General features: G+C 54.5%; 24 protein-coding genes, 1 tRNA gene and 1 pseudogene. 17 read left to right on the top strand and 9 right to left on the bottom strand.

The genetic code is table 11. From position 1 onward, the window contains the following. Positions 1-75: 75 nt before the first annotated feature. The 4 genes from frsA (at position 76) to proA (ending at position 4,281) form a co-directional block, all read left to right on the top strand. Positions 76-1,326: an esterase FrsA gene (gene frsA, locus ETV65_RS21295; protein WP_129955064.1), complete on the top strand. Its 1,251-nt coding sequence runs from the start codon at positions 76-78 to the stop codon at positions 1,324-1,326. Between the two features lie 63 nt (positions 1,327-1,389). Further along, positions 1,390-1,791: a sigma factor-binding protein Crl gene (crl, locus tag ETV65_RS21300; RefSeq protein ID WP_015696183.1), complete on the top strand. Its 402-nt coding sequence runs from the start codon at positions 1,390-1,392 to the stop codon at positions 1,789-1,791. Between the two features lie 122 nt (positions 1,792-1,913). After that, positions 1,914-3,017 (top strand): glutamate 5-kinase, encoded by a 1,104-nt coding sequence (proB, locus tag ETV65_RS21305; RefSeq protein WP_129955065.1) that lies wholly within the window; start codon positions 1,914-1,916, stop codon positions 3,015-3,017. Positions 3,018-3,027: 10 nt separating this feature from the next. Next, positions 3,028-4,281 carry a glutamate-5-semialdehyde dehydrogenase gene (proA, locus tag ETV65_RS21310; protein WP_129955066.1) on the top strand — a complete coding sequence of 418 codons (1,254 nt, stop codon included), beginning with the start codon at positions 3,028-3,030 and terminating at the stop codon, positions 4,279-4,281. A 64-nt stretch (positions 4,282-4,345) separates the two neighbouring features. On the opposite strand, the gene ETV65_RS21315 is transcribed toward proA, so the two are convergent. Beyond that, positions 4,346-5,239 (bottom strand): LysR family transcriptional regulator, encoded by an 894-nt coding sequence (locus ETV65_RS21315; protein ID WP_129955067.1) that lies wholly within the window; start codon positions 5,237-5,239, stop codon positions 4,346-4,348. 132 nt (positions 5,240-5,371) lie between these two features. Between ETV65_RS21315 and ETV65_RS21320 the strand changes: the two genes are divergently transcribed. The 3 genes from ETV65_RS21320 (at position 5,372) to ETV65_RS21330 (ending at position 7,440) form a co-directional block, all read left to right on the top strand. Then, on the top strand, positions 5,372-6,250 hold the full coding sequence (locus ETV65_RS21320; protein WP_129955068.1) for an MBL fold metallo-hydrolase: 879 nt from the start codon (positions 5,372-5,374) through the stop codon (positions 6,248-6,250). A 13-nt stretch (positions 6,251-6,263) separates the two neighbouring features. Beyond that, on the top strand, positions 6,264-7,241 hold the full coding sequence (locus tag ETV65_RS21325; protein WP_129955069.1) for an alpha/beta fold hydrolase: 978 nt from the start codon (positions 6,264-6,266) through the stop codon (positions 7,239-7,241). A gap of 123 nt (positions 7,242-7,364) precedes the next feature. Beyond that, positions 7,365-7,440 (top strand) — tRNA-Thr (locus ETV65_RS21330). Positions 7,441-7,472: 32 nt separating this feature from the next. Here ETV65_RS21330 and ETV65_RS21335 read toward each other — a convergent pair. After that, a pseudogene (locus tag ETV65_RS21335) lies at positions 7,473-7,732 on the bottom strand (helix-turn-helix transcriptional regulator). A gap of 111 nt (positions 7,733-7,843) precedes the next feature. Here ETV65_RS21335 and ETV65_RS21340 point away from each other — a divergent pair. The 6 genes from ETV65_RS21340 to ETV65_RS21365 all read left to right on the top strand — a co-directional run bounded on the left by ETV65_RS21340 (position 7,844) and on the right by ETV65_RS21365 (position 11,258). Beyond that, complete coding sequence (locus tag ETV65_RS21340; protein ID WP_129955070.1) at positions 7,844-8,104, top strand: helix-turn-helix transcriptional regulator; 261 nt, start codon at positions 7,844-7,846, stop codon at positions 8,102-8,104. A 26-nt stretch (positions 8,105-8,130) separates the two neighbouring features. Then, a complete protein-coding gene (locus ETV65_RS21345; protein ID WP_129955071.1) occupies positions 8,131-8,394 on the top strand; it encodes a colicin immunity domain-containing protein in 264 nt (87 codons plus the stop codon). 37 nt (positions 8,395-8,431) lie between these two features. Further along, positions 8,432-8,686, top strand: coding sequence for a bacteriocin immunity protein (locus ETV65_RS21350; protein WP_129955072.1), 255 nt, complete (start codon positions 8,432-8,434; stop codon positions 8,684-8,686). 557 nt (positions 8,687-9,243) lie between these two features. Further along, on the top strand, positions 9,244-9,435 hold the full coding sequence (locus tag ETV65_RS21355; RefSeq protein WP_240782866.1) for a hypothetical protein: 192 nt from the start codon (positions 9,244-9,246) through the stop codon (positions 9,433-9,435). Positions 9,436-9,438: 3 nt separating this feature from the next. Further along, positions 9,439-10,998 carry a colicin E3/pyocin S6 family cytotoxin gene (locus ETV65_RS21360; protein WP_129955073.1) on the top strand — a complete coding sequence of 520 codons (1,560 nt, stop codon included), beginning with the start codon at positions 9,439-9,441 and terminating at the stop codon, positions 10,996-10,998. A gap of 8 nt (positions 10,999-11,006) precedes the next feature. Next, the gene (locus tag ETV65_RS21365; protein ID WP_113877978.1) at positions 11,007-11,258 is read left to right on the top strand and encodes a colicin E3-like toxin immunity protein; all 252 of its coding nucleotides are present in this window, start codon (positions 11,007-11,009) and stop codon (positions 11,256-11,258) included. Between the two features lie 174 nt (positions 11,259-11,432). On the opposite strand, the gene paoC is transcribed toward ETV65_RS21365, so the two are convergent. The 3 genes from paoC to paoA are packed head-to-tail and all read right to left on the bottom strand — an operon-like array spanning position 11,433 to position 15,130. Beyond that, positions 11,433-13,631 carry an aldehyde oxidoreductase molybdenum-binding subunit PaoC gene (gene paoC / locus ETV65_RS21370; RefSeq protein ID WP_129955074.1) on the bottom strand — a complete coding sequence of 733 codons (2,199 nt, stop codon included), beginning with the start codon at positions 13,629-13,631 and terminating at the stop codon, positions 11,433-11,435. A gap of 3 nt (positions 13,632-13,634) precedes the next feature. Further along, a complete protein-coding gene (locus ETV65_RS21375) occupies positions 13,635-14,585 on the bottom strand; it encodes a xanthine dehydrogenase family protein subunit M (RefSeq protein ID WP_129955075.1) in 951 nt (316 codons plus the stop codon). Further along, a complete protein-coding gene (paoA, locus tag ETV65_RS21380) occupies positions 14,582-15,130 on the bottom strand; it encodes an aldehyde dehydrogenase iron-sulfur subunit PaoA (RefSeq protein WP_129955076.1) in 549 nt (182 codons plus the stop codon). The genes ETV65_RS21375 and paoA overlap by 4 nt, the downstream gene beginning before the upstream one ends. A gap of 332 nt (positions 15,131-15,462) precedes the next feature. Between paoA and ETV65_RS21385 the strand changes: the two genes are divergently transcribed. Then, positions 15,463-15,720, top strand: a complete 258-nt coding sequence (locus ETV65_RS21385) for a DUF1471 domain-containing protein (protein ID WP_129955077.1) — start codon at positions 15,463-15,465, stop codon at positions 15,718-15,720. 62 nt (positions 15,721-15,782) lie between these two features. On the opposite strand, the gene ETV65_RS21390 is transcribed toward ETV65_RS21385, so the two are convergent. Then, positions 15,783-16,010, bottom strand: coding sequence for a hypothetical protein (locus ETV65_RS21390; RefSeq protein WP_129955078.1), 228 nt, complete (start codon positions 16,008-16,010; stop codon positions 15,783-15,785). Positions 16,011-16,075: 65 nt separating this feature from the next. After that, complete coding sequence (locus ETV65_RS21395; protein ID WP_129955079.1) at positions 16,076-16,999, bottom strand: AraC family transcriptional regulator; 924 nt, start codon at positions 16,997-16,999, stop codon at positions 16,076-16,078. A gap of 96 nt (positions 17,000-17,095) precedes the next feature. Here ETV65_RS21395 and ETV65_RS21400 point away from each other — a divergent pair, with 96 nt between their 5' ends. The 3 genes from ETV65_RS21400 (at position 17,096) to ETV65_RS21410 (ending at position 19,545) form a co-directional block, all read left to right on the top strand. Continuing rightward, on the top strand, positions 17,096-17,842 hold the full coding sequence (locus tag ETV65_RS21400; protein WP_129955080.1) for an SDR family oxidoreductase: 747 nt from the start codon (positions 17,096-17,098) through the stop codon (positions 17,840-17,842). 120 nt (positions 17,843-17,962) lie between these two features. Next, positions 17,963-18,196 carry a DUF333 domain-containing protein gene (locus ETV65_RS21405; RefSeq protein ID WP_129955081.1) on the top strand — a complete coding sequence of 78 codons (234 nt, stop codon included), beginning with the start codon at positions 17,963-17,965 and terminating at the stop codon, positions 18,194-18,196. A 191-nt stretch (positions 18,197-18,387) separates the two neighbouring features. Further along, positions 18,388-19,545 carry a M20 aminoacylase family protein gene (locus ETV65_RS21410; RefSeq protein WP_129955082.1) on the top strand — a complete coding sequence of 386 codons (1,158 nt, stop codon included), beginning with the start codon at positions 18,388-18,390 and terminating at the stop codon, positions 19,543-19,545. Positions 19,546-19,625: 80 nt separating this feature from the next. Here ETV65_RS21410 and ETV65_RS21415 read toward each other — a convergent pair whose 3' ends face one another. Together ETV65_RS21415 and ETV65_RS21420 are read right to left on the bottom strand one after the other, a co-directional pair. After that, a complete protein-coding gene (locus ETV65_RS21415) occupies positions 19,626-21,413 on the bottom strand; it encodes a methyl-accepting chemotaxis protein (RefSeq protein ID WP_129955083.1) in 1,788 nt (595 codons plus the stop codon). 136 nt (positions 21,414-21,549) lie between these two features. Continuing rightward, a complete protein-coding gene (locus tag ETV65_RS21420; protein WP_129955084.1) occupies positions 21,550-21,855 on the bottom strand; it encodes a SelT/SelW/SelH family protein in 306 nt (101 codons plus the stop codon). Positions 21,856-22,073 lie beyond the last annotated feature (218 nt).

A 22,073-nucleotide genomic window follows, 5' to 3' on the forward strand; every position in this document is an offset into this window, starting at 1 on the left:
CGTGGGCGGGTTATAATCCCGTCTAAATGATCGCCTGCGGGCGACCTGCTGCTTGCTAACGGAGGATCTTGCATCATGGCTCCAGCCAATCTTACGGAAAAACTGTTTAAACCTTCGTTCAAATACCCGGAAACATCGACGCTGGTTCACCGCGTTCATCACCATAATACGCACCCGCCGATGCACTCTGCACTGGAAGGCGACACGGTCCATTGCTGGTACCGTACGATTAACCGTTTGATGTGGATGTGGCGCGGGGTCGATCCGCTGGAAGTGGAAGAAGTGCTGTCGCGCATTGCTGTCTCCCAGGCGGAACACAGTGATCCGTTGCTGCTTGATACTGTAATTGGTTACCGTAATGGCAACTGGATCTACGAATGGTCAAAACAGGCGATGCACTGGCAGCAAAAAGCCGCCGAAGAAAAAGACCCGGATGTGGCGAGCGACTACTGGCTGAAAGCCGCCAACCTTTACAGTATTGCCAGTTATCCGCATCTGAAAGGCGATACGCTGGCGGAACAGGCGCAGGCGCTGGCCAATAAAGCCTTTGAAAAATCCTCGGAACATTCGCCTTATGAACTGAAAGAGCTGGAATTTAAGATCTCCGGCGGCACGCCGATCACCGGTTTCCTGCACCTGCCGGACGCAGGCAAAGCGCCGTTCCCGACGGTGATGGTGTGTGGCGGTCTCGATACCTTGCAGAGTGACCATCAGCGCCTGTTCCGTTCGTATCTTGCGCCGATGGGCATTGCCATGCTGACCATTGACATGCCGTCGATCGGTTTTTCGTCGAAGTGGAAACTGACCCAGGACACCAGCTTCCTGCATCAGCAGGTGCTGATGCAGCTTTCGGATGTGCCATGGGTTGATGCCAGCCGCGTCAGTTTGCTCGGCTACCGTTTTGGTGCCAACGTTGCCGTGCGGCTGGCGTATCTCGAACCGCGCCGCGTGCGTGCAGTCGCCACTCTGGGGGCGCTGGCGCATACACTGCTGAGCGACCCGAAATGCCAGGAACAAGTGCCGGACATGTATATGGATGTGCTGGCGAGTCGTATTGGCATGTCGAGTGCGTCTGATTCGGCATTGAAAACCGAACTTAATCGTTATTCTCTGAAAACGCAGGGGCTGCTCGGGCGGAGAACGCCGACGCCCATGCTGGCTGCATACTGGGAGAACGATATTTTCAGTCCTAAGAGCGAAGCTAAGCTGATTGCGGATTCTTCCGCTGACGGCAAGCTGTTGCCTATCCGCAGCGAGCCGCTTTACGGACATTTTGACAGCGCTTTACATGAGATTTGCAGCTGGCTGCAAAACCATATGCGTTAACTTAACAGTTGCTAATTCCTAACGGTTTGTTAAAAAGGATCGTCTTTCTATGGAGGTTGTACTATGACGTTACCAAGCGGTCATCCTAAAAGCAGGCTAATGAAACGTTTCGGTACACTGGGACCGTACATCAGAGAAGGGAAATGCGAAAACGACCGCTTTTTCTTTGACTGTTTAGCTGTCTGCGTGAACGTTAAGCCCGCGCCGGAGAAGCGTGAATTCTGGGGCTGGTGGATTGAATTACAGGCCGAAGCCGAACGTTTTACCTATGTTTATCACTTCGGATTGTTTGATAAAGACGGCATCTGGAAAGCGCAAAACATTAAAGATGCTGAAGTGCGGGAAAAACTTGAGACGACATTAAAAGGGTTCCACAAAAACCTGAATGCCATGATCGAAGAGATGTCCCTCAGACTGGAACCTGCTGATGATTTCAGCGAGGAACCGGTGAAGCTCTCCGCCTGACTTTCTGTACTACCCATTCCCACGATGAATACTGCTATTATAGCGTTATGCCGGTTGGCATAACGCTTCTCACTGGTTACAAAGACAAAGAAGCCCTTCTTTTTCACATTAATGGAACGATTATGAGTGGTAGTCAGACACTGGTTGTAAAACTGGGCACCAGCGTGCTCACTGGCGGCTCACGCCGCCTCAACCGTGCTCACATTGTTGAGCTTGTCCGCCAGTGCGCGCAGCAACATGCGGCAGGGCACCGGATTGTGATTGTCACGTCGGGCGCGATTGCCGCCGGGCGCGAACATCTTGGCTACCCCGAACTCCCCGCCACCATTGCTTCCAAACAACTGCTGGCTGCCGTCGGGCAAAGCCGTTTGATCCAGCTGTGGGAGCAATTGTTCTCGATTTATGGCATCCACATTGGTCAGATGCTGCTGACGCGTGCCGATATGGAAGACCGCGAGCGGTTCCTGAACGCCCGCGACACGATGCACGCGCTGCTTGATAACCATATCGTGCCGGTCATTAACGAAAACGATGCGGTGGCCACCGCTGAAATTAAAGTCGGCGATAACGATAATCTCTCCGCGCTGGCCGCTATTCTGGCGGGTGCTGATAAATTGCTGCTTCTGACCGATCAGCGCGGTCTGTTTACTGCCGATCCGCGTACCGACCCGCAGGCAGAGCTTATCCGCGAAGTCATGACCATTGATGATGAACTGCGCGGCGTGGCGGGTGACAGTGTTTCCGGTCTCGGCACCGGCGGCATGGCCACCAAACTGCAGGCGGCGGATGTCGCGTGCCGTGCGGGCGTCGATACCATTATTGCTGCGGGCAGCCTGCCGGGCGTGATTGGCGATGTCATTAACGGTATTTCGGTCGGCACACGTTTTCACGCGATGGAAACCCCGCTGGAAAACCGTAAGCGCTGGATCTTCGGCGCACCGCCAGCCGGTGAAATCACCATCGACGACGGCGCGGTTTCTGCCATGATGGAGCGCGGCAGTTCGCTGCTGCCAAAGGGGATCCGCGAAGTGAAAGGCGATTTCTCGCGTGGCGAAGTGATCCGCATCCGCAACCTGAACGGGCGTGACCTCGCGCACGGCGTCAGCCGCTATAACAGCGATGCGATGCGCATGATTGCCGGTCATCATTCTCAGCAGATCAGCGAAATTCTCGGTTACGAATACGGCCCGGTTGCCGTTCACCGTGACGACATGATTGTCAGTTAAGGAGCTACAGATGCTTAACGAGATGGGAAAGGCCGCGAAAGCCGCGTCCTGGCAGCTCTCCACCCTCAGCACCGCGCAGAAAAACCGTGCGCTGATGCTGATGGCCGACATGCTCGAGGCCAACAGCCAGAGCATTATTCTTGCCAACGAACTCGACATGGCCGCCGCCCGCGAAAGCGGCATGAGCGAAGCGTTATTAGACCGCCTGCTGCTGACGCCCGCGCGTTTATCGGCAATTGCCAGCGACGTGCGCGATGTCTGCCGCCTGAGCGATCCGGTCGGGCAGGTGATTGACGGTTCACAGCAGGACAGCGGTTTGCGTCTTGAACGCCGCCGCGTGCCGCTCGGCGTGATCGGCGTGATTTACGAAGCGCGTCCGAACGTCACCATCGACGTCGCCAGCCTGTGCCTGAAAACCGGCAACGCCGTGATCCTGCGTGGCGGTAAAGAAACGCACCACACCAATCAGGCGACGGTTAACGTCATTCAGATGGCGCTGGAAGAATGCGGATTGCCGAAAGCTGCGGTTCAGGCGATTGAAAGCCCGGATCGCGCACTGGTCGCAGAACTGCTGCGCCTGGATAAATACGTCGACATGCTGATCCCGCGCGGTGGCGCGGCGCTGCACAAACTGTGCCGCGAACAATCCACCATTCCGGTGATCACCGGCGGAATCGGCGTGTGTCATACGTTTGTGGATGAAAGCGTCGATTTCGACAAAGCGCTGACCGTGCTGGAAAGCGCCAAAGTGCAGCGTCCGAGCGCCTGTAACAGCCTTGAAACCGTACTGGTGCATCAGGCGATTGCCGCCCGTTTCCTGCCGGAACTGAGCGACAACATGCACCGCGCAGGCGTTACGTTGCACGCCAGCGAATCCGCGATGCCGTATCTGCAAAACGGCCCGGCGAAAGTGCTGGCGGTGACCGAAGAAGATTATTCAGATGAATGGTTGTCACTGGATCTGAACGTAACGGTGGTGGCTGATCTGGATGCCGCCGTGGCGCATATCCGCACCTACGGCACCGAACATTCCGATGCGATCCTCACCCGTTCCATCAGCAGCGCGGACAGGTTCGTGCGCGAAGTGGATTCCTCTGCGGTTTACGTCAACGCCAGCACCCGTTTCACCGACGGCGGCCAGTTCGGTTTAGGCGCAGAAGTGGCGGTCAGCACACAAAAACTGCACGCCCGCGGCCCGATGGGATTAGAAGCCCTGACGACTTACAAATGGATTGGTTACGGCGACGATTTAGTCCGTCCTTAACCCGTGGCACCGGTGGATTCAGCATGATGAAGCCGGTGCAATCGTTTATCCCTCCTGAACCCCCTCATTCCTGAAACAACGCCCTGACCCATTCGATAAAATACCGCACCTTTGACGGCAAATGCCGGTTTTCCGGCCAGGCAACATGCACCGGCACCTGTTCATCCGCCCATTCAGGAAACAGCGGCACCAGCGTGCCGTTATCCAGCGCTTCCTGTGCCAGAAAGCGATATGTCGTCAGCACGCCAAGCCCGGCAATGGCACCGGTCAGCGCCGCGGTGGAGTCGTTAACTGAGAACTGCCAGCGCCCGCGAACGGTCACAAGTTGCTGATCCTTAAATACCTGATGTTCAAATACGCGGCCAGTTTGCGGCGAAGCGATCTGCACCAGCGTATGGTCACGGATAAGATCTTGCGGATGTTCAGGCTTGCCGTGTTTTTGCAGATACGCCGGCGCGGCACAGGTGATCATCGGCAGGACGCCAAGCGACCGGGCGATCAGCGCATCGTTGTGCAACTCCCCGATGCGGATCACACAATCGATGTTTTGCGCAATCAGATCGGCGGTGCGGTTGCCGACGCTCACCTCAACCTGAACGTCGGGATAATGTATCAGGAAACCGGGCAGGGCGGGGATCACCCGACGATAGGCAATGGCATTCGGCATCTCAACGCGAATTTTGCCGCGCGGAGCCTGTGCTGCCGCCTGCACATTGCTGTCGAGAATCTCCATCTGAGAGAGCAGCAGTATCGCTCCGTGATAATAGGCTTCGCCCTGTTCCGTCATGCTTAAACGACGCGATGTCCGGTGCAGCAGCTTTACGCCCAGTTCGCTTTCCAGCGCCTGCACCTGCCGCGTTACCGTGGATTTCGGTAAATCCATCAGTTCTGCCGCGCGGCTGAATGACCCTGAATCCACCACCTGCACGAACGTACGCATATTCTCCAGCTTATCCATTCCGGCCCTTTGATTTATTTTTATCGTTGCAATATCAGCAACCCTGCATTCGGGATTGCCGTCTTGTTCGCCCGCGCTGAAACAGTGAGGATGACGCCACACCAGAAGGTTATCACCAGATAGGGTCATAAAATGAGTGTGCCAGAAACTTACCAGATCGGCAGCGCCAGAATCACTAAAATCCCCGAGATGACACTGAGAGATCCCGGAACATCGCTTTTTCCGCAATGGAATACGGAGGCTATTGAGGATGCCGCGAAAACATTACCGGCAGACTTTTTCGGGGCAGATGCCTCAGAGCTGATGCTCAGCACCCACAGCTGGCTGGTGCAGACCGGCACACAGACGGTGCTGATTGATACCGCATCCGGCAACGATAAACAACGACCGCTGAACCTGTTGTTCAATCAACTGAAGACGGGCTGGCTGGACAACCTGCGGGCGACGGGCATCGAACCAGAAGAGGTTGATGTGGTGCTGCTTTCACACCTGCACGTTGACCACGTTGGCTGGAATACGCGGCTGGAGAATGGCCGCTGGGTGCCGACTTTCCCGAATGCGCGTTATCTGTTTTCTGAAGCTGAATACCGGTTTTACGCCGACCCGAAAAACGTCCGGGATCCGAGCGACGGCATTTTTGCCGACAGCGTTGAGCCGGTCGTGGCAGCCGGTCTCGATCAGCGGATACATGCTGACGACACCATGACCATTCCGGGTTTTGCCATCATCCGCACGCCCGGCCACAGCCATGATCATTTCTCTTTCGCTTTTACCTCCCAAGGTGAAACCGCCTTTTTCTGGGGCGATGTGATGCACCATCCGCTGCAGCTCGCGCGCCCTGACTGGGATTCGGTGTTCTGCGAAGAACCGCAACGGGCGACAGCCTCACGCCACAAAGCGATTGAGTTTGCCCTGAACCATCAGGCCACCGTTTTCACCACCCATTTCGCCGGTTCCTCTGCGGGCAAAATCCGTCAGGACGCCCGTGGCCTGAGCTGGCAGCCACTCTGAGAAGGAAAACCCGATGAGTAATCCCGATATTTTCAGCGAAAGCTTTTTGATCCCCTCTGACACCGACGGCATCCAGTTGCATCTTTTGCACAAGCACCGCAAAGGGGAGCAAAAATTCGGTGAAGCCAACACCATTGTCATGATGCACGGCGCGACGTATTCCTCCGGCAGCCTGTTCGACACGCCGCTGGAAGGCGCCTCTTTTACCGATGTACTCGCCCGCGCCGGTTTTGATGTGTACGCCGTCGATGTACGCGGTTATGGTGGCTCGACCCGTCCGGTGGAAATGCTTCAGGCCGCCACCCTCAACGCGCCTGCGGTGAGAACGGATGTCGCCGTGCGCGATTTCAGCAGCGCCGTCAATTTTGTGCTCAGAACCAACGGGCTTTCACAGGTTAACGTGATCGGGATGTCGTGGGGCGGCAGCGTCACTGGCACATACGCCACGCAGAACGGCCACAAAGTCAGGCGATTAGGGTTGATTGCTCCGCAATGGGTCAGCGATAAACCGTTGTCGCTCGACCCCGGTGGCGAACTTAACGCCTGGCGCATCGTCAATGCCGGTGCAGCGCGTGAGCGCTGGATTCGCGGAGCGCCACAGTGCAAGCGCGAAGGGCTGATCCCGGAAGGGGGGTTTGAGGCATGGCTGGAGAAAACTGTCAGCGACGAGCCGGATGATACACTTCGGGCACAGCAATCAATCCGCGCCAGCAACGGTCCGATTCAGGATATCCGCGATTACTGGGCGGTGGGAAAACCGTTTTACGATCCGGCCGATATCGACGTACCGCTGATGTTAATCCATGGCGAATGGGATATTGATGTGCCCGTCGAACTGGCACAGGCATGGTTCCTGCGCGCCACCGGCTCACCGGATAAACGCTGGCTGGAAATCGGCGAAGCCACGCACATGATGGTGCTGGAGAAAAACCGCTACCAGGTTTACAACGCCCTGATCAGTTTCTTCCGCGAACCGCTGGCGAAAGCTTAAGCAGTCAGATCGTCAAAATGCGTATGCTGATGAGAAAAGCAGCATACGCACCACCGGGGGCTTGACGGACGTCGAAGATTTCAATATTTTATGCCCCGTAGTTCCCCGGTAACACTTCAAAATGCCGACTTAGCTCAGTAGGTAGAGCAACTGACTTGTAATCAGTAGGTCACCAGTTCGATTCCGGTAGTCGGCACCATTTCAGCTTTAAACTCGTTGATTATCAAAAATTCATGTAGGATGGCACCTCAGCTTTCTGTCTATTTTTGTTCCTGTATTCCCATCAAAATACCGACTCGGCCAGATCTCTCTAGCTTCAACCCCAATCGTCTTTGCAATAATCATTTCACCTTTCGGCCACGGTCTTGCCAGCGAATTGGAAAGGGTGGATGAACTCAACCCCGCGTCCCTCGAAACAGCTGCCATTGTTGTCCCTTTCTTTCTGATTGCCGGATGATATCTGCAGTGTGCCAATCTTTTGAACCTGTCATATAAGACTCCCTGTTAATGGTGAATACTAAGTTATCCTTAGCATGTGTGGCGCTTAAAAATAACACAATAGAAAACTAAGAATAACTTAGTAAAAGGTTGGCTCCGGCATCATGTTGATCAAGAGACTCAAGGAAGCGCGTTTGCGTGCTGGGCTTTCTCAATACAAGTTAGGCGTTCTGGCGGGTGTTGATGAGGCATCGTCGAGCGCACGGATGAATCAATATGAAAAAGGTAAACATCAGCCGGATCTGGAAACGGTGAAGCGAATTGCGAAAGTATTGGATGTGCCTGTGGCTTATCTCTATGCCGAAGAAGACGACCTTGCTGCGCTGATTATTGTATTTCATGAAAATAGAAAGCAGTCAGTTTAGTGTTTTCAAGCTCAGGGAGCCAAAAAATGAGTCAGAAACTTTTAACCTTCGCCAGATCATTTATTAATGGCGAGATCTCAGCCGAAGATTTCGCCGACCCCTATCAGATGTTATGGAAAACTGAGGGTGAAAATGGTGATTTGCTGAAAGATCCCTATCAGGACAGCGAAAAATGTTCGACCATTTTTTGTCTCGCAGATCAATTCAATCCTGACAATGATCGTGAGAAAGATGAATTTGATGCTGATGAACTTAAAGCGCGGGTTCGGGCCGTTTTGGATAACGAATGATCCTCAGGTTTCAACTGAATCCAGATAAGAGAAAAATATGCAGCTCAAAGATACGTTTGAAGAATACTCGGAAACCGAATTTATTGCGCTGGTGAAAGATATTTTCGATGTGCATGGCAGCGAGTCATATCAGGACAGTTTACTGGAAAATTTCAGCCGGGTTACCGGGCATCCTTCAGGTACTGATTTAATTTTTTATCCTGAAGGCGATAAAACAGTAACTCCAGAGAGTGTAGTTAACGAAATTAAACAGTGGCGGACTTCTGTCGGGAAAGCATTGTTTAGAATCTGATGAATCTCTATGTCATCCGAATTCAGGCAGCAGATCATATTTCTGTTGCCTGTGATTTATCACGAATGTTATTTCTCTGCACTTTTCGCAGCAGCAATAATTTTGCTGCATAAATCCTGTCTTTCAGCGGGACAGGATTCAGATGACAGCGTAATGATCTGATTCAGGTCATCCGTATCCAGTGTAGAATCGAAGTAGTGCCAGAAATGAGAGCGAGTGACAGAACAGTTACGACAATTTTCATTTTATATCCATCAATTATCATGTGTTATTTTATGCGCTGACTGCATTTTAATGTTGAACGTAATCTTACATGAAGAAACCTGTAAGGGTATTTGTGCCATAAATATTTTATATACATTTACCATAACCCCTTATTAGTAATGATGGGTCTTTTTTTTCTTATCTTTTTATATGAATGAACCGGGTAATCTAAGCGATTTATCTCTTATGATTTAGCTCAATCTTTATGGGTTTATATATATTGTTCGTTGTGGGTGTTTATTTTAGCTGCTTATCATACCGGTGAAACTCACCTCAATGGACGAAAAATAAATATGGAAATGCAATTCACTAATGAACTGAATCAGGAATTACTGGATGCCATCAACGCCTCACCTTTCACCGCTGAACAGCTGGCTGAAATGGATGATAGCGCGCGGGCGGTGGTTGAGGAACAGACCGCGTTTGCCCGCCAGCATCCTGTGATTGCGATTTACCGGCTGGCGGTTCCGGGCATCGGAGCATAACGGATGGGGTATCGCTCAAATTGTTATGGTCGCGGGCAGGCGCTGCACGGCGACAAAACCACGACGGGCGCGGTGTGTCTGACCTCTCTGCCCAATGCGACGGAACACGGGCTTGGCGTGATCCGCATCGGTGATGTCACGACCGCCTGCCCGAAATGCGGCCTCACCGGAAAAATCACCAGCGGAGAACCGCATTCCACCTTTGACGGCCTCGCTTCTGCCGTGGACGGTTCAGATGTTTTATGTGGTTGCCCGCCGGGGACGAACCGGGTTATCGCACCGCTCGGACAGTGGATGGGAAAAGGTAAATCCCCTTCTAAACTCGCACAGGAAAAGTGGGAGGCAGAGCGGGCCGCAGTATTACAGGTTCAGGCTGAGAAAGAAGCGGCAGAACAGGCCAGACGCTCAATGCCGGTGTTTGCGAAATCCGCGGAATGTGGCGCAGGGAATACCGAAGCGCGAACCTGTGAGGAGCAACATCATAACTTCGGGCGGATGTCTTACGGCGTACCGACGCCGGTCGCAGGCATAAAGCCCGAAGTTGAGCAGCACGCGCAGGCGGCGAAGCGTAAGAAGCCAGCCGGTGATAAAACGCCGTGGTACAAAAAAATATTTGGCGCGAAGGCTGATGCGCCCGCGCAATCCGGCATGCCGCTGGCACTCCCCGTGGCAACGGGGGGCAGCACTCAGCTAATCGCGTCGGGCATGAGTGCACTGCACGGGGTGACGTCAGTCCGCCTCGGCAGCCTGTTCGTGAATCCGGTAACCGTCGGTGTTATCGGAACCTTTTATTCGAACGAGCTGAACGCTGGTGAGAAAGATATTTTAAGCGACAGCCAGCTTGCGGCACTGGCCGGAAAGTCCGCCCCGACGCGGATCCGCTTTCAGTGGACGAAGGATAAATATGGGCGGTTAATTCCCGTGGCTTATCACACCGGCGCTGACAGCGGTCTGGATCAGGTTCGCGTGCGCCCGATGGAGCGGAACACATTCACGGGTAACTATGAGTTCTGGGCGGATGGTGCGGAAAAGCCCACCATCATCTGGACACCCGACGAGCTGGAGTTCAAAGCGCCCACTAATACCGGTAATCGTGACGAGCCGTATTTACCTTCGACCATCACCGTATTACCGTTACCCGGCGCGGAAGAAATGGGCAGTACCTCAACCTCGCTGCCGATCCCGGATGAATCCTCATTTGATGATTACATCCTGGTCAATCTGCCGTACGGCATGCCGCCGGTTTATATTTATCTTAGCCAGAGCCGGTCGGGTATACCTAATAAAGATTACGATTACCATCCGGCTCCTGAAACAGAAGAAATCTCAGGTCTTTCAGGATTGAGACAATCCAAAAAGAAAACACCAAAGCAAAGTGGTGGTGGATTAAGAGAGCGCTGGGTTGATAGCAAAGGGCGCCGAATTTATGAGTGGGATTCACAGCATGGTGAACTTGAGGAATATCGAGCGAGTGATGGTGAACATCTTGGTTCCGTAGATCACAAAACAGGACAACAGCTGAAACCCGCTGTTAAAGGTCGAAATATTAAACGGTATCTGTGAGGCTTGAGATGGGATTAGCTCTGAAACTTGAATGGTTTGATAAAGCTGATGAATTGTTAGTTGGTAAAGAAGTATCTGTCGACCTGGGCAATGATGGCAGCCTTATAAAGAAATTTTCCCTGCCTTTTAATGGAAGGATTTACGATGGTGGATTTGATGTGTTACAGGCGTGGAGGAGTGATTTACAGCCATTATTTCAGCACAGAATTGATTTCAGTCGATATGATTATCAGTTGGTTTTCAAAAGAACAGATAGTTAATAAGTAGTGAATGCTGATGCCCTTATTGTAAACAGTAGCTTTCTATGAGAAGGCGGTAATGAGATTTGGAGATTAAGATCTCCAGGTCCTCAAATCATGAATAATCTCAGACTAAAGATAACTAGCCCTAATCCATCATATTAGGGCTTTTGAATTTTCAGCAATTGCTTCTTGTCAACCCAGTTCCGGCAGCCCCTCAATCAGTTTGTCCAGCGTGACCGGATAATCCCGCACCCTGACGCCCGTTGCGTTATAAATGGCATTGGCGATGGCGGCGCTGACGCCACACAGGCCCAGTTCGCCGACGCCTTTGGCTTTCATGGGTGAAGAAATCGGGTCGGTGTCGTCGAGGAAAATCACTTCCTGATCAGGGATGTCGGCGTGAACCGGCACTTCATAGGCTGCCAGATCGTGATTCACGAAATATCCCAGATTCGTATCGACATTCAGCTCTTCCGTCAGCGCCGCGCCGATGCCCATGGTCATGGCACCGATCACCTGGCTGCGTGCTGTTTTCGGGTTAAGTATCCGGCCCGCAGCGCAGACGGCAAGCATCCGGCGGACACGGGTTTCGCCCGTTGCGATATCCACGCCGACTTCCGCAAAGTGCGCGGCGAAAGTGGATTGCTGGAATGTCTTGTCCAGTCCGCCGAATTCTATGGTGTCTTCCACGGTGAGGGTTCCGCTGGCAGCAGCCTGTGCGAGCGGAGCGGAGCGGGCGTCCTGACAAATCAGTCCGTCGGTAAACACCGCTTTATCCGCATCAAAACCGAGTTTTTCAGCGATGGCCTGGCGCAATTTTATGCAGGCGGCATACACACCGGCGGTGGAGGTATTGGCCCCCCATTGCCCGCCCGATCCGGCGGAGACCGGGAAGTCGGAATCCCCCAGCCGTACCCCCACTTTTTCCAGCGGTATGCCCAGCATCTCGGCGGCAGTCTGGGCGATGATGGTGTAACTGCCGGTACCGATATCGGTCATGTCGGTTTCGACGGTCACGGTGCCCCGGGCGTCGAGATGCACCCGTGCGCCGGATTTCTCCAGCAGATTGTTACGAAATCCCGCCGCGACGCCGATACCCACCAGCCAGCGTCCGTCGCGAACCTGCGCCGGAATGGCATTACGGCGGTGCCAGCCAAATTTCTCCGCGCCGGTGCGCAGACATTCGATCAACTGGCGGCGTGAAAAGAAGCGTTCAGTATTGAGCGGATCGACCTGCGTGTCGTTAAGGATGCGAAACGCCACCGGATCGACTCCGGCTTTTTCCGCCACCTCATCGATAGCGATTTCCAGTGCCATCAGGCCGGGCGCTTCGCCAGGTGCGCGCATGGCATTGCCTTCCGGCAGATCTAATTGAGCCAGCCGCAGTCCGGTCAGACGGTTTTTGCCCGCATAGAGCAGCTCACTTTGCTGCACCGCCGTCTCAGGTGTGCCGCCGGGCAGGTTACCGGACCAGCTTTCATGGGCGATGGCAGTGATCCGGCCTTTTTCATCCGTGCCGATGCGGATGTGCTGAATAGTGGCCGGACGGTGCGTGGTGTTGTTGGGGATCAGGGGGCGCGGCAGCATGACTTTGACCGGCCGGTTGGCGGCACGGGCCGCCAGCGCAGCCAGTACGGCATCACTGCGCAGGAACAGTTTGCCGCCGAAACCACCGCCGATGTACGGCGATATCACCCGCACGTTCTCTTCAGGGATATTGAGCGTTTTAGAAAGCTCGCTGCGACACCAGGCGATCATCTGGTTCGAGGTGCGCAGGATCAGTTTATTCCCTTCCCAGACGGCCAGCGAAGCATGCGGCTCCATCGCCATATGGCTCTGATCCGGCGTGGTGTACAGGGCATCATGCTGCACCGCTGAGGCCGCGAAGGCACGGCCAAAATCGCCAGCGGTTTTATCCGGCGTATCTTCCGGTGGCGTAGTGACAGCAGGCTTTTGCTCCGCAAGGCTGTACGCGCCTTTCCCGCGCAGGTAATCCACTTTTATCAGTGATGCCGCAGCGCGCGCCTGTTCGAAGGTCTCCGCGACCACCACGGCGATCGCCTGATGATAGTGTTCAATTTGCGGGCCGCCGAGCAGGGTCGCAGCATTCATGTCGCCTTTGCCCAGCTTACCGGCGTTGTCAGCGGTGACAATCGCCAGCACGCCGGGCGCGGTTTCGGCATCATGTAAATCCATGGCAGTGATCCGGCCTTTGGCAATGGCGGAACCGACCACATAACCGTACGCGGCACCCGGCACGTCATTCTGCCATTCATAGGCGTAGGGCGCGGTACCGGTGGTTTTTAACGGACCGTCGATACGGTCATGCGGTTTGCCCACCACTTTCATCTGGTCGATCGGATTGTCTGTTGCAGGCGTATCGAATTTCATCTGTTATGCCCTCGCTTCAGTCAGCACGGAGGTGAGCGTTCGCTTTGCCAGTATCAGCTTGAACGCATTCTCAGGTGTCGGTTGCGCATCGGCGAATAACCGCGCGTAAACTTCCCCCGCGCCTTGCGGCACCTGCGCATCCGCTTCTGCCAGCCGCCAGGGTTTATGTGCGACGCCGCCCAGCGCAACACGGCCCGTGCCATCGGGCTGAACGATGGCGGCGACAGACACCAGCGCAAAGGCATAAGAGGCGCGGTCACGCACTTTACGGTAAATATGGGTGCCGCCGGCGGGTGGCGGCAGGGTGACGGCGGTGATCAGTTCTCCCGCAGCCAGCACGGTTTCCAGATGCGGCGTGTCGCCCGGTGCGCGGTAGAAACCGGCAAGCGGAATACGGCGCACCGCACCGTCAGGGTTGACGGTTTCGACCACAGCATCGAGCAACTGCATCGCAACGGCCATGTCGCTCGGATGGGTGGCAATGCAGGCCGTACTTGCGCCGACCACTGCATGCTGACGACTGAAGCCTTTCAGGGCCGCGCAGCCACTGCCGGGCTGGCGTTTATTGCACGGCTGATGGGTGTCGTAAAAATACGGACAGCGGGTGCGCTGAAGCAGGTTACCGGCCGTCGTGGCCTGATTGCGTAACTGGCCGGAGGCACCGGCCAGCAGGGCCCGCGACAGCACGGCATAGTCGCGGCGGATACGTAAATCTGCCGCCAGATCGGTATTGCGCACCAGCGCGCCGATCCGCAAGCCACCGTTACCGTCGGGTTCAATGGTATCCAGCGCCAGCCCGTTGACGTCGATCAGGTGAGAGGGTTGCTCAATCTCCAGTTTCATCAGGTCCAGCAGGTTGGTGCCGCCTGCAATAAATTTTGCGCCCGGATGTTGTTGTGCGCTGCCTGCGGCGTCGGCGGGCGTTTGCACCCGTTCATAGGTAAAAGCTTTCATGGTTTTTGCCCCCCGGCGACGTCTTCAATGGCGGCAAGGATGTTGGAATACGCGCCGCAGCGGCAGATATTGCCACTCATGCGTTCGCGGATCTCTTCTGCGGTTCGCCCTGGCGGTGAGACCAGATCCGGCGTGACGTGGCTCGGGATCCCTGCCTCGATTTCCTGCAACACCGCTACTGAGGAGCAGATCTGCCCCGGCGTGCAGTAACCGCACTGGTAGCCGTCGTGTCTGATAAACGCAGCCTGCATCGGGTGCAGATTGTCAGGTGTGCCGAGACCTTCAATGGTGGTGACATCGGCATCCTGATGCATAACCGCCAGCGTCAGACAGGCATTGATGCGGCGGCCATCAACAATAACGGTACAGGCGCCGCACTGACCATGGTCGCAGCCTTTTTTGGTGCCGGTCAGTTGCAGATTCTCCCGCAGCGCATCCAGCAGGGTGGTACGTGTATCAACGACCAGCTGGCGGATCTGACCGTTCACTTTCAGTTTCAGGTGGGACTGATGTATTTCGTTGCCATCGTTGTCATGGTTGCTCATACCAGACCTCCGGTATTACAAAAATTAAATCGGAAAAGGGAGATGTACTCGCGGGTTTTTTTCCGGAATTTTTTATCACGAAGCTTTAAGCATAGTCGGCGATGGCGTTGGGATTAATCCTGAAGTCCGGTTTCTCCGGTGTGTTCCTCTTTTCGTCCTGCATCTTGTGATCGCACATTTAGTTAACGATCATTAAATAAATTGCTTGCGCAACCTCTCGCAGGCGCTTAGTATTTACTTATCGAACGTTAATTAATAAATAACGTTGACCTGAAACCGGGACACCTGAAACAGGCTATCCCATCAAAATTCGAAGAACAGGAATTAACATCATGAAAACTATCGCAATGACCCTCGCCGCTCTGACACTGGCAACTGCTTCTTTCTCCACCCTGGCAGCAACTGAAGTGCAGTCAGCTCCTGCAGGTCAGCAATCCCTGGGTGTCGTCGGGGCGTCAACCACCGGTTCACTGTCAGGCCTGCAATCAGAACTGAATGCTAAAGCCACCCAGGCGGGCGCAAGTTCATACCGTATTATCGGTGCATCCGGTAATAATCAGCTTTACGGTACCGCAGAAATGTATAAATAAGCTGAGCAGTAACAAGCAGTAAGCAGAAGAGGCGGCGGTTGCCGCCTTTTTCGTGTCTGCGATTAGCGGAATTTATGGAAGTGGTTATTGCGGATTTTCCGGTTGATATAACCATGCAGGCCGCTGCCGGCTTTTGCCATGGCGATCATGTGGTCAACGTCCGTTACCCCCGGGCGGATGGTATTATAGATGTAATGCCAGCCGTCTTTGAACTTTACGGTAATTGAATCTTCCGTCGTCGTGAAAGCGATGATACCCGAATTGCCCCCCCGGTTTTGGTACTTTTCCATATTCCCCTTCCTGATTGATGAAGCCATTCACGACCTGAATAATAATAGCTATAAATTTTTGCAGGTTATGTGAGTAAGAAAGCTTTTTTGGCAAAACGTCCCGGCGGCATCCCTGTGTAGCGGGTAAATGCCACACCGAAAGCGCTGACCGAACGGTAACCGGTGCGTTCGGCAATATCGGCAAGGGGCAGTTCGCCTTCTCTCAGCAGCCGTTTGGCGATCGCCATTCGTAAGGCCATCAGATACGCCATCGGCGGCATGCCGACGGCGCGGTTGAAGCGCTCGCACCAGCCGGATCGCGACATCGCCGCTGCCCGTGCCAGTTGTGCGATTGTCCAGCCCGCTGCGGGCGAACCGTGCATACAACGCAACGTGATGGCCAGTTTCGGGTCCGATAATCCGCGCACCAGGCCCGGTGACGCCGCGGTCACAGCCGCTGAGCGGAACGCTTCTATCAGCAATACTTCCAGCAGGCGGGTCATCACCATTTCCCGCGCGGGTTTATCCGCGCGATATTCCTCACCGACCATCTGCACCAGCGTCGATAAACGCTTTTCCCCGCGGACATGCAGCCATTGTGGCAGCAACGACACCAGCAGCGCTGAATCCGGCGAACCGAAAACGCAATTTCCGACCAGCATCCGCATATCCACCACGCTGTCAGGGTTACCGACACGTGCGCCACCGGGCATAGGTGTGATGGGTGTGGTGATTGTTTCCCCGGTAACGGGCGGCTGGCGGTCAAGGCTGGAGGTTGAAAAACGCTTTGCTTCCGGGATCAGCACAAAATCGCCTTCGCTGAGCAGAAGCGTTTCACGATGATCATCGTTTTCTATTGTCAGGTAACAGGATCCCTCCAGCACCGCGAAGTAGAAAGGGCGTCCTGTTTCAGCGCGCTGAACCGCCCACGGTGCGGAGGCAGCCACCAGTTTTGAGAACGGAGCGCCAGGCTGAAGTAACGAAATAACGTCTGCTAAAGGATCTACCATTTGGACGATCTCGACAAAAAGATGGATATCTGAACATAGGGATCCCGGAAAGAGTCGCCTATCTTAAAGATCTTGTCCACTGTTACGGAGTTTCCCATGTCATCACCATCAACCATACTGATCACCGGTTGTTCTTCAGGTTTCGGTCTCGACATTGCGCGTCATTTTCTTGACAAAGGCTGGCGGGTGATCGCCACGATGCGTACACCCAAAAACGATCTGTTGCCGGGATCCGACGCATTGCGCATTCTTCCGCTTGACGTCACCGACCCCGAAAGTATCCGTCGCTGTTTTGAAGACGCCGGGCCAATAGATGCACTGGTCAATAATGCCGGTATCGGCCTGATTGGTCCGCTGGAAGGGGAAAAATTCAGCAGCGTGCGTCAGATTTTCGAAACCAACACCTTCGCCACGATTGCCATGACGCAGGCGGTATTGCCGCAGTTCAGGGCGCGCCGGTCCGGGGTGATTGTGAATGTGACGTCGAGTGTGACGCTGAAATCGCTGCCGCTGCTCTCGGTTTACACCGCCAGCAAAGCGGCGGTGAATGCTTTCACTGAATCCCTCGCACTGGAGCTGGCGCTGTTTAACATCCGCGTGCGGCTGGTTTTGCCGGGGCGTGCGCCGGGCACCCGCTTTGGCGCTAATGCCCGACATCTGATTGCCGATACCCTTCCCGAAGCCTATGAGGAATTCAGGAACACGGTCTTTTCTTCGTTGCAGGACACCAGCACGCCGGTGACTTATTCACAGGATGTCGCCGATGCGGTTTGGGCAGCGGTCACCGATCCTGATGCGCCGATGCGAATTCCAGCCGGAGCCGATGCGGTGGTCCTTTCCTAAAGTTTAACGCCTGATAAACGAAGCAAAAAGAAGGCGCTTTTTAAGAATACGGGAGTAGATAACGCCAGGCGGCGGGGAATAGAATTGCCCGTCGTTTTACTCTCATTACGAAGGCTCAGAATGAAAAAACTCTTCCTCATTGTCATGGTTTCAGCGCTGGCGGGTTGCGCGGGTTATCACCATAAAGCCGAAAGACACCAGACCGGGATGGCGAATCCTGCCGCTGTGTATTGTCATGAAAGAGGCGGGAGATCAGTGAGTGTGCAAACGCCTCACGGCGTTCGTGCAGACTGCGTATTCCCTGACGGCCGCGGTATTGATGAATGGGAGTTATACCGCCGGGATCATCAGTAAATCTGCTGTCCGCAGGCTGAAAATCAGGCTTTCCCCGCAAGAGGAAAGCCTTTTTTAATCACCCGTTATCCGTGAGCCATTATGTGTGGATTTCCCGTTTATCGGTTCACGGCGGGATGTGATACTTTGGAACAGTATCGTGCCGGTGGGAATCTCTCACCGTGTTGAATTCAGAACAGCACAGAGGGTTTATGGCGGTCATTTCCGGACAGATTATCGAGCAGGCGAAGCAGTGGCGTCGCGACTTTCACAGGCGACCTGAACTTGGCCTGAATGAGCATGGCACCGCAAAAATAATCAGCGAACTGTTATTGTCTTTTGGTCTTGACGTGCACACCGGCATTGCTGTGACTGGCATTGTTGCCACATTGCGAAATGGCGAAGGCCCCGCGATCGGTCTGCGTGCGGATATCGATGCATTACCCATTCATGAACTCAATGATTTTACTCACCGGTCACAAAACCCGGGCCTGATGCATGCCTGCGGGCACGACGGCCATACCTCCATTTTGCTGGGCACGGCAAAACATCTGAGTGAGAATCGCCATTTTCGTGGCACTGTCCATTTCATTTTCCAGCCTGCTGAGGAAAACATCGGCGGCGGTGAAATGATGGTGAAAGAAGGGCTGTTCGAGCGTTTTCCGATGCAGGCAGTTTACGCGCTGCATAACTGGCCGGGGCTGCCGGTTGGTGAGGTGGCGGTCAGTCAGGGGCCGATGATGGCGTCGCAGGACAATTTCTATATCACGCTGACCGGCAAAGGTTGTCACGCGGCGATGCCGGAACGGGGAGCTGATCCTGTGGTTGCCGGTGCGCAGCTGATTTTATCATTGCAAAGCCTGATTTCGCGCCGTTTGTCACCGCTGGAACAAACGGTAATCAGCCTGACCCAGCTTCAGGCGGGCGAAGCCATCAATGTTATTCCTGAAACGCTGCATATGTCGGGTACGCTGCGCTGCCTGAGTAGTCATACCCGTGAAACCTGCTGGCGGCTGATTGAAGAATACGTCAATGCGGTGCCGTTGCCGTATGGCGTGAAAGGGGAAGTGCGCTGGGAATTAGGCTATCCGGTTACGCAGAACCATGCGGTGCAGGCGGAAATTGTGCGCGATGCGGCGAAAAACACGCCGGGCATTGAGAAAGTGCATTTCAACAATGCGCCGTCGATGGCTGCAGAGGATTTTGCTTATCTGCTGGAAGCGTGTCCCGGCGCCTATTTCTGGCTGGGGGCCGATGGCGCCACGCCTTCGGACTCGCTGCATAGCCCGCGCTATGACTTTAATGATGACATTATTCCGCTCGGCATTGGTGTACTGACGTCACTGGTGGAACGCGAACTGAAAGCGTAATGTGACGCTCTGTCGGAAAAAACCAGACGCTTTACCGTGTCTGGTTTTTTGTTAACGGACCAAACGGCCTGTCGGATGAGTTACACCCGGAAGTGTCCGACTGCGACGGCCAGTCCGGTGGCTTGTTGCTGCAATGCGCCAGCCGCCCCGGTGGATTCCTGAACCATCGCCGCGTTCTGCTGCACCATGCCGTCGAGCTGGGTGATGGCACGGTTAATTTCGTGAATACTCAGCATCTGCTCTTCAGACGCATGAGTGATTTCCAGCATGACACTGCTGACGTTCGACACATTGCTGACGATTTCGCTCATGCTGTCGCTGGCGAGACGTACCTGCGCTGAGCCGGACGCCACGCTGCTGACTGTCGATTCGATAAGCACTTTGATCTCTTTCGCCGCCTGCGCGCTGCGCTGTGCGAGGCTGCGGACTTCGCTGGCGACCACCGCAAAACCGCGTCCCTGTTCACCTGCGCGCGCGGCCTCGACGGCGGCGTTCAGCGCCAGAATGTTGGTCTGGAAAGCAATACCGTCGATCACACCGGTAATATCCCCGATTTTTGACGAAGCACTTTCGATGCTTTCCATCGTTGTTATCACTTTGGTCACCACTTCGTCACCGCGTGTGGCTGCTTCGGAAGCGGCTTTCGCAGTATCGGATGCCTGCTTAGCTGAACTGGCTGACTGAGAAACCGTCGCCGTGATCTGCTCAAGTGAGGCAGCCGTTTGTTGCAGACTGGCCGCGGCAGATTCCGTACGGCCGGACAGATCGTTATTCCCGGCGGCGATTTCATCGGCAGCGATTTTAACGGATTCACTGGTGGTGCGGATTTCCGACATCACCTTACTGAGTTTATCGACGAAAGTGTTGAAGGCATGCGCGATTTGCGTCACTTCATCATGTCCGTCAACCGGCAGGCGCTGCGTCAGATCATCCTCGCCCGAACTGATCGCATTGAGCGTATCGCGCACCACCGACAGGCGGTGGAACGATTTGCTGATTATCAGCCCGATGACGGTGGCTGAAATCAGCACAATCACCAGCAGGGTAACGACCGATGAAGTCAGCAGCGATCGCATTCCGGCTGTGGACTCCTTCTTATCCTGCGCCACCAGCGTGAACCATTCCGTGCCTGCCACCGGCATTGCACGGACGCGTTTGATCGCGCCATTCAGACGAATATCCACCGGCGCATTCGCGGTAAACACATCCTGCAAATTCACCCCTTCTGCCAGTGCGGTAAACGGCTTCAGCGCCAGACTGGCGTCCGGATGGGCGATAATTACGCCGGATTTATCCACCAGCATGCCAAAACTGCCCGGCGTCGGATGAAGGGTATTAACGTTGTTAACGACGCTGTCCATCGATACATCGCCTGCCACAACCGCTTTCAGAGTGCCTGCTTCCATCACAGGTACGGCGAAAGTGACCACCAGTTTACCTGTGCCTGCGTCGATATAGGGCGGTGTGGCCACCGGATGGCCGGCGGCTTCAGCCTGCCTGTACCACGGGCGGCCGGTCGGGTCGTAATCTGCGGGCACACCGGCCGGATCGGAAAACTTCGCGGTGCGGTTTGCGTAACCGACGTACACGTTGGTAAACCCACCCGCACCGGCGATTTGTTTGAGCACCGGGATCGGATCTTCGGACATTGCGACCTGTTGCAGTGAAACGATCATCCTTGTTTTCGAACTTACCCAGTCGCGGATCCCTTGTGTCTGGCTGATGGTCAGGGCGTTCAGCGTGCTGTCTGTCGCCTGACTGTTGTACTTGTTTGCAACGGTATAACTCAGGAAGGTATTGATAATCAGTGAGCAGGCCACGATGGCGATGCAGGCCGTGATAATGCGCGAACGGATAGTCTTAAGCATGGGCGTTTCCCTGGAAGGAATCTTAAGTTTCAGGTATCGGCAAAGGGGCAAAAAACTTGACCCTCCGCCTGCCCGATCTCGCATCAATGTCCGAAGTCAGGATGAATATCCTGCCTTTTTGGCGTTTAGCGCAGCATTACGCCTCACCGTCCCCGCCGGCTTTCTTCTTATCTGCATGTCCCAGTGAACGTTCCGGGAAACAGATATCGCGTACACGCTGTTTAAGCGGTGCGGCGTCCGGAAAACCACCGTCGCGTTTGCGTTCCCAGATGACTTCGTCATCGACTTTAATCTCGTAAATGCCGCCCGTGCCGGGGATCAGCGTCACCGATGCCAGATCGGTACTGAACGAGTTGAGCAATTCCTGCGCCATCCATGCGGCGCGCAGCAGCCAGTTGCATTGTGAGCAGTAAGTGATGGTGATGGCAGGAAGTTTTTCCATGATATTAACCTCTTAACGCAGCTTTATCGAATTTTTAGAAAGCAGATAAAACCCAGAAAATAGCATGATGCGATGTGATTTTCTGCATCAGCAGATGTGGCCGAACGTTGTATCCGCTGATAATCCTCGTAAATCAGCAAATTAGCGTACAGGCAGAAAAAGCTTTCTGCCTGTTTTTCTTCTGTCCTTTCATTCCTTTTCAAATCCACGCAAAATCC

Origin of the sequence: Rahnella sp. RFA10(1/100) (assembly GCF_004195115.1) — a bacterium.
In the GTDB taxonomy this organism is placed as follows: Bacteria; Pseudomonadota; Gammaproteobacteria; order Enterobacterales; family Enterobacteriaceae; genus Rahnella; species Rahnella perminowiae.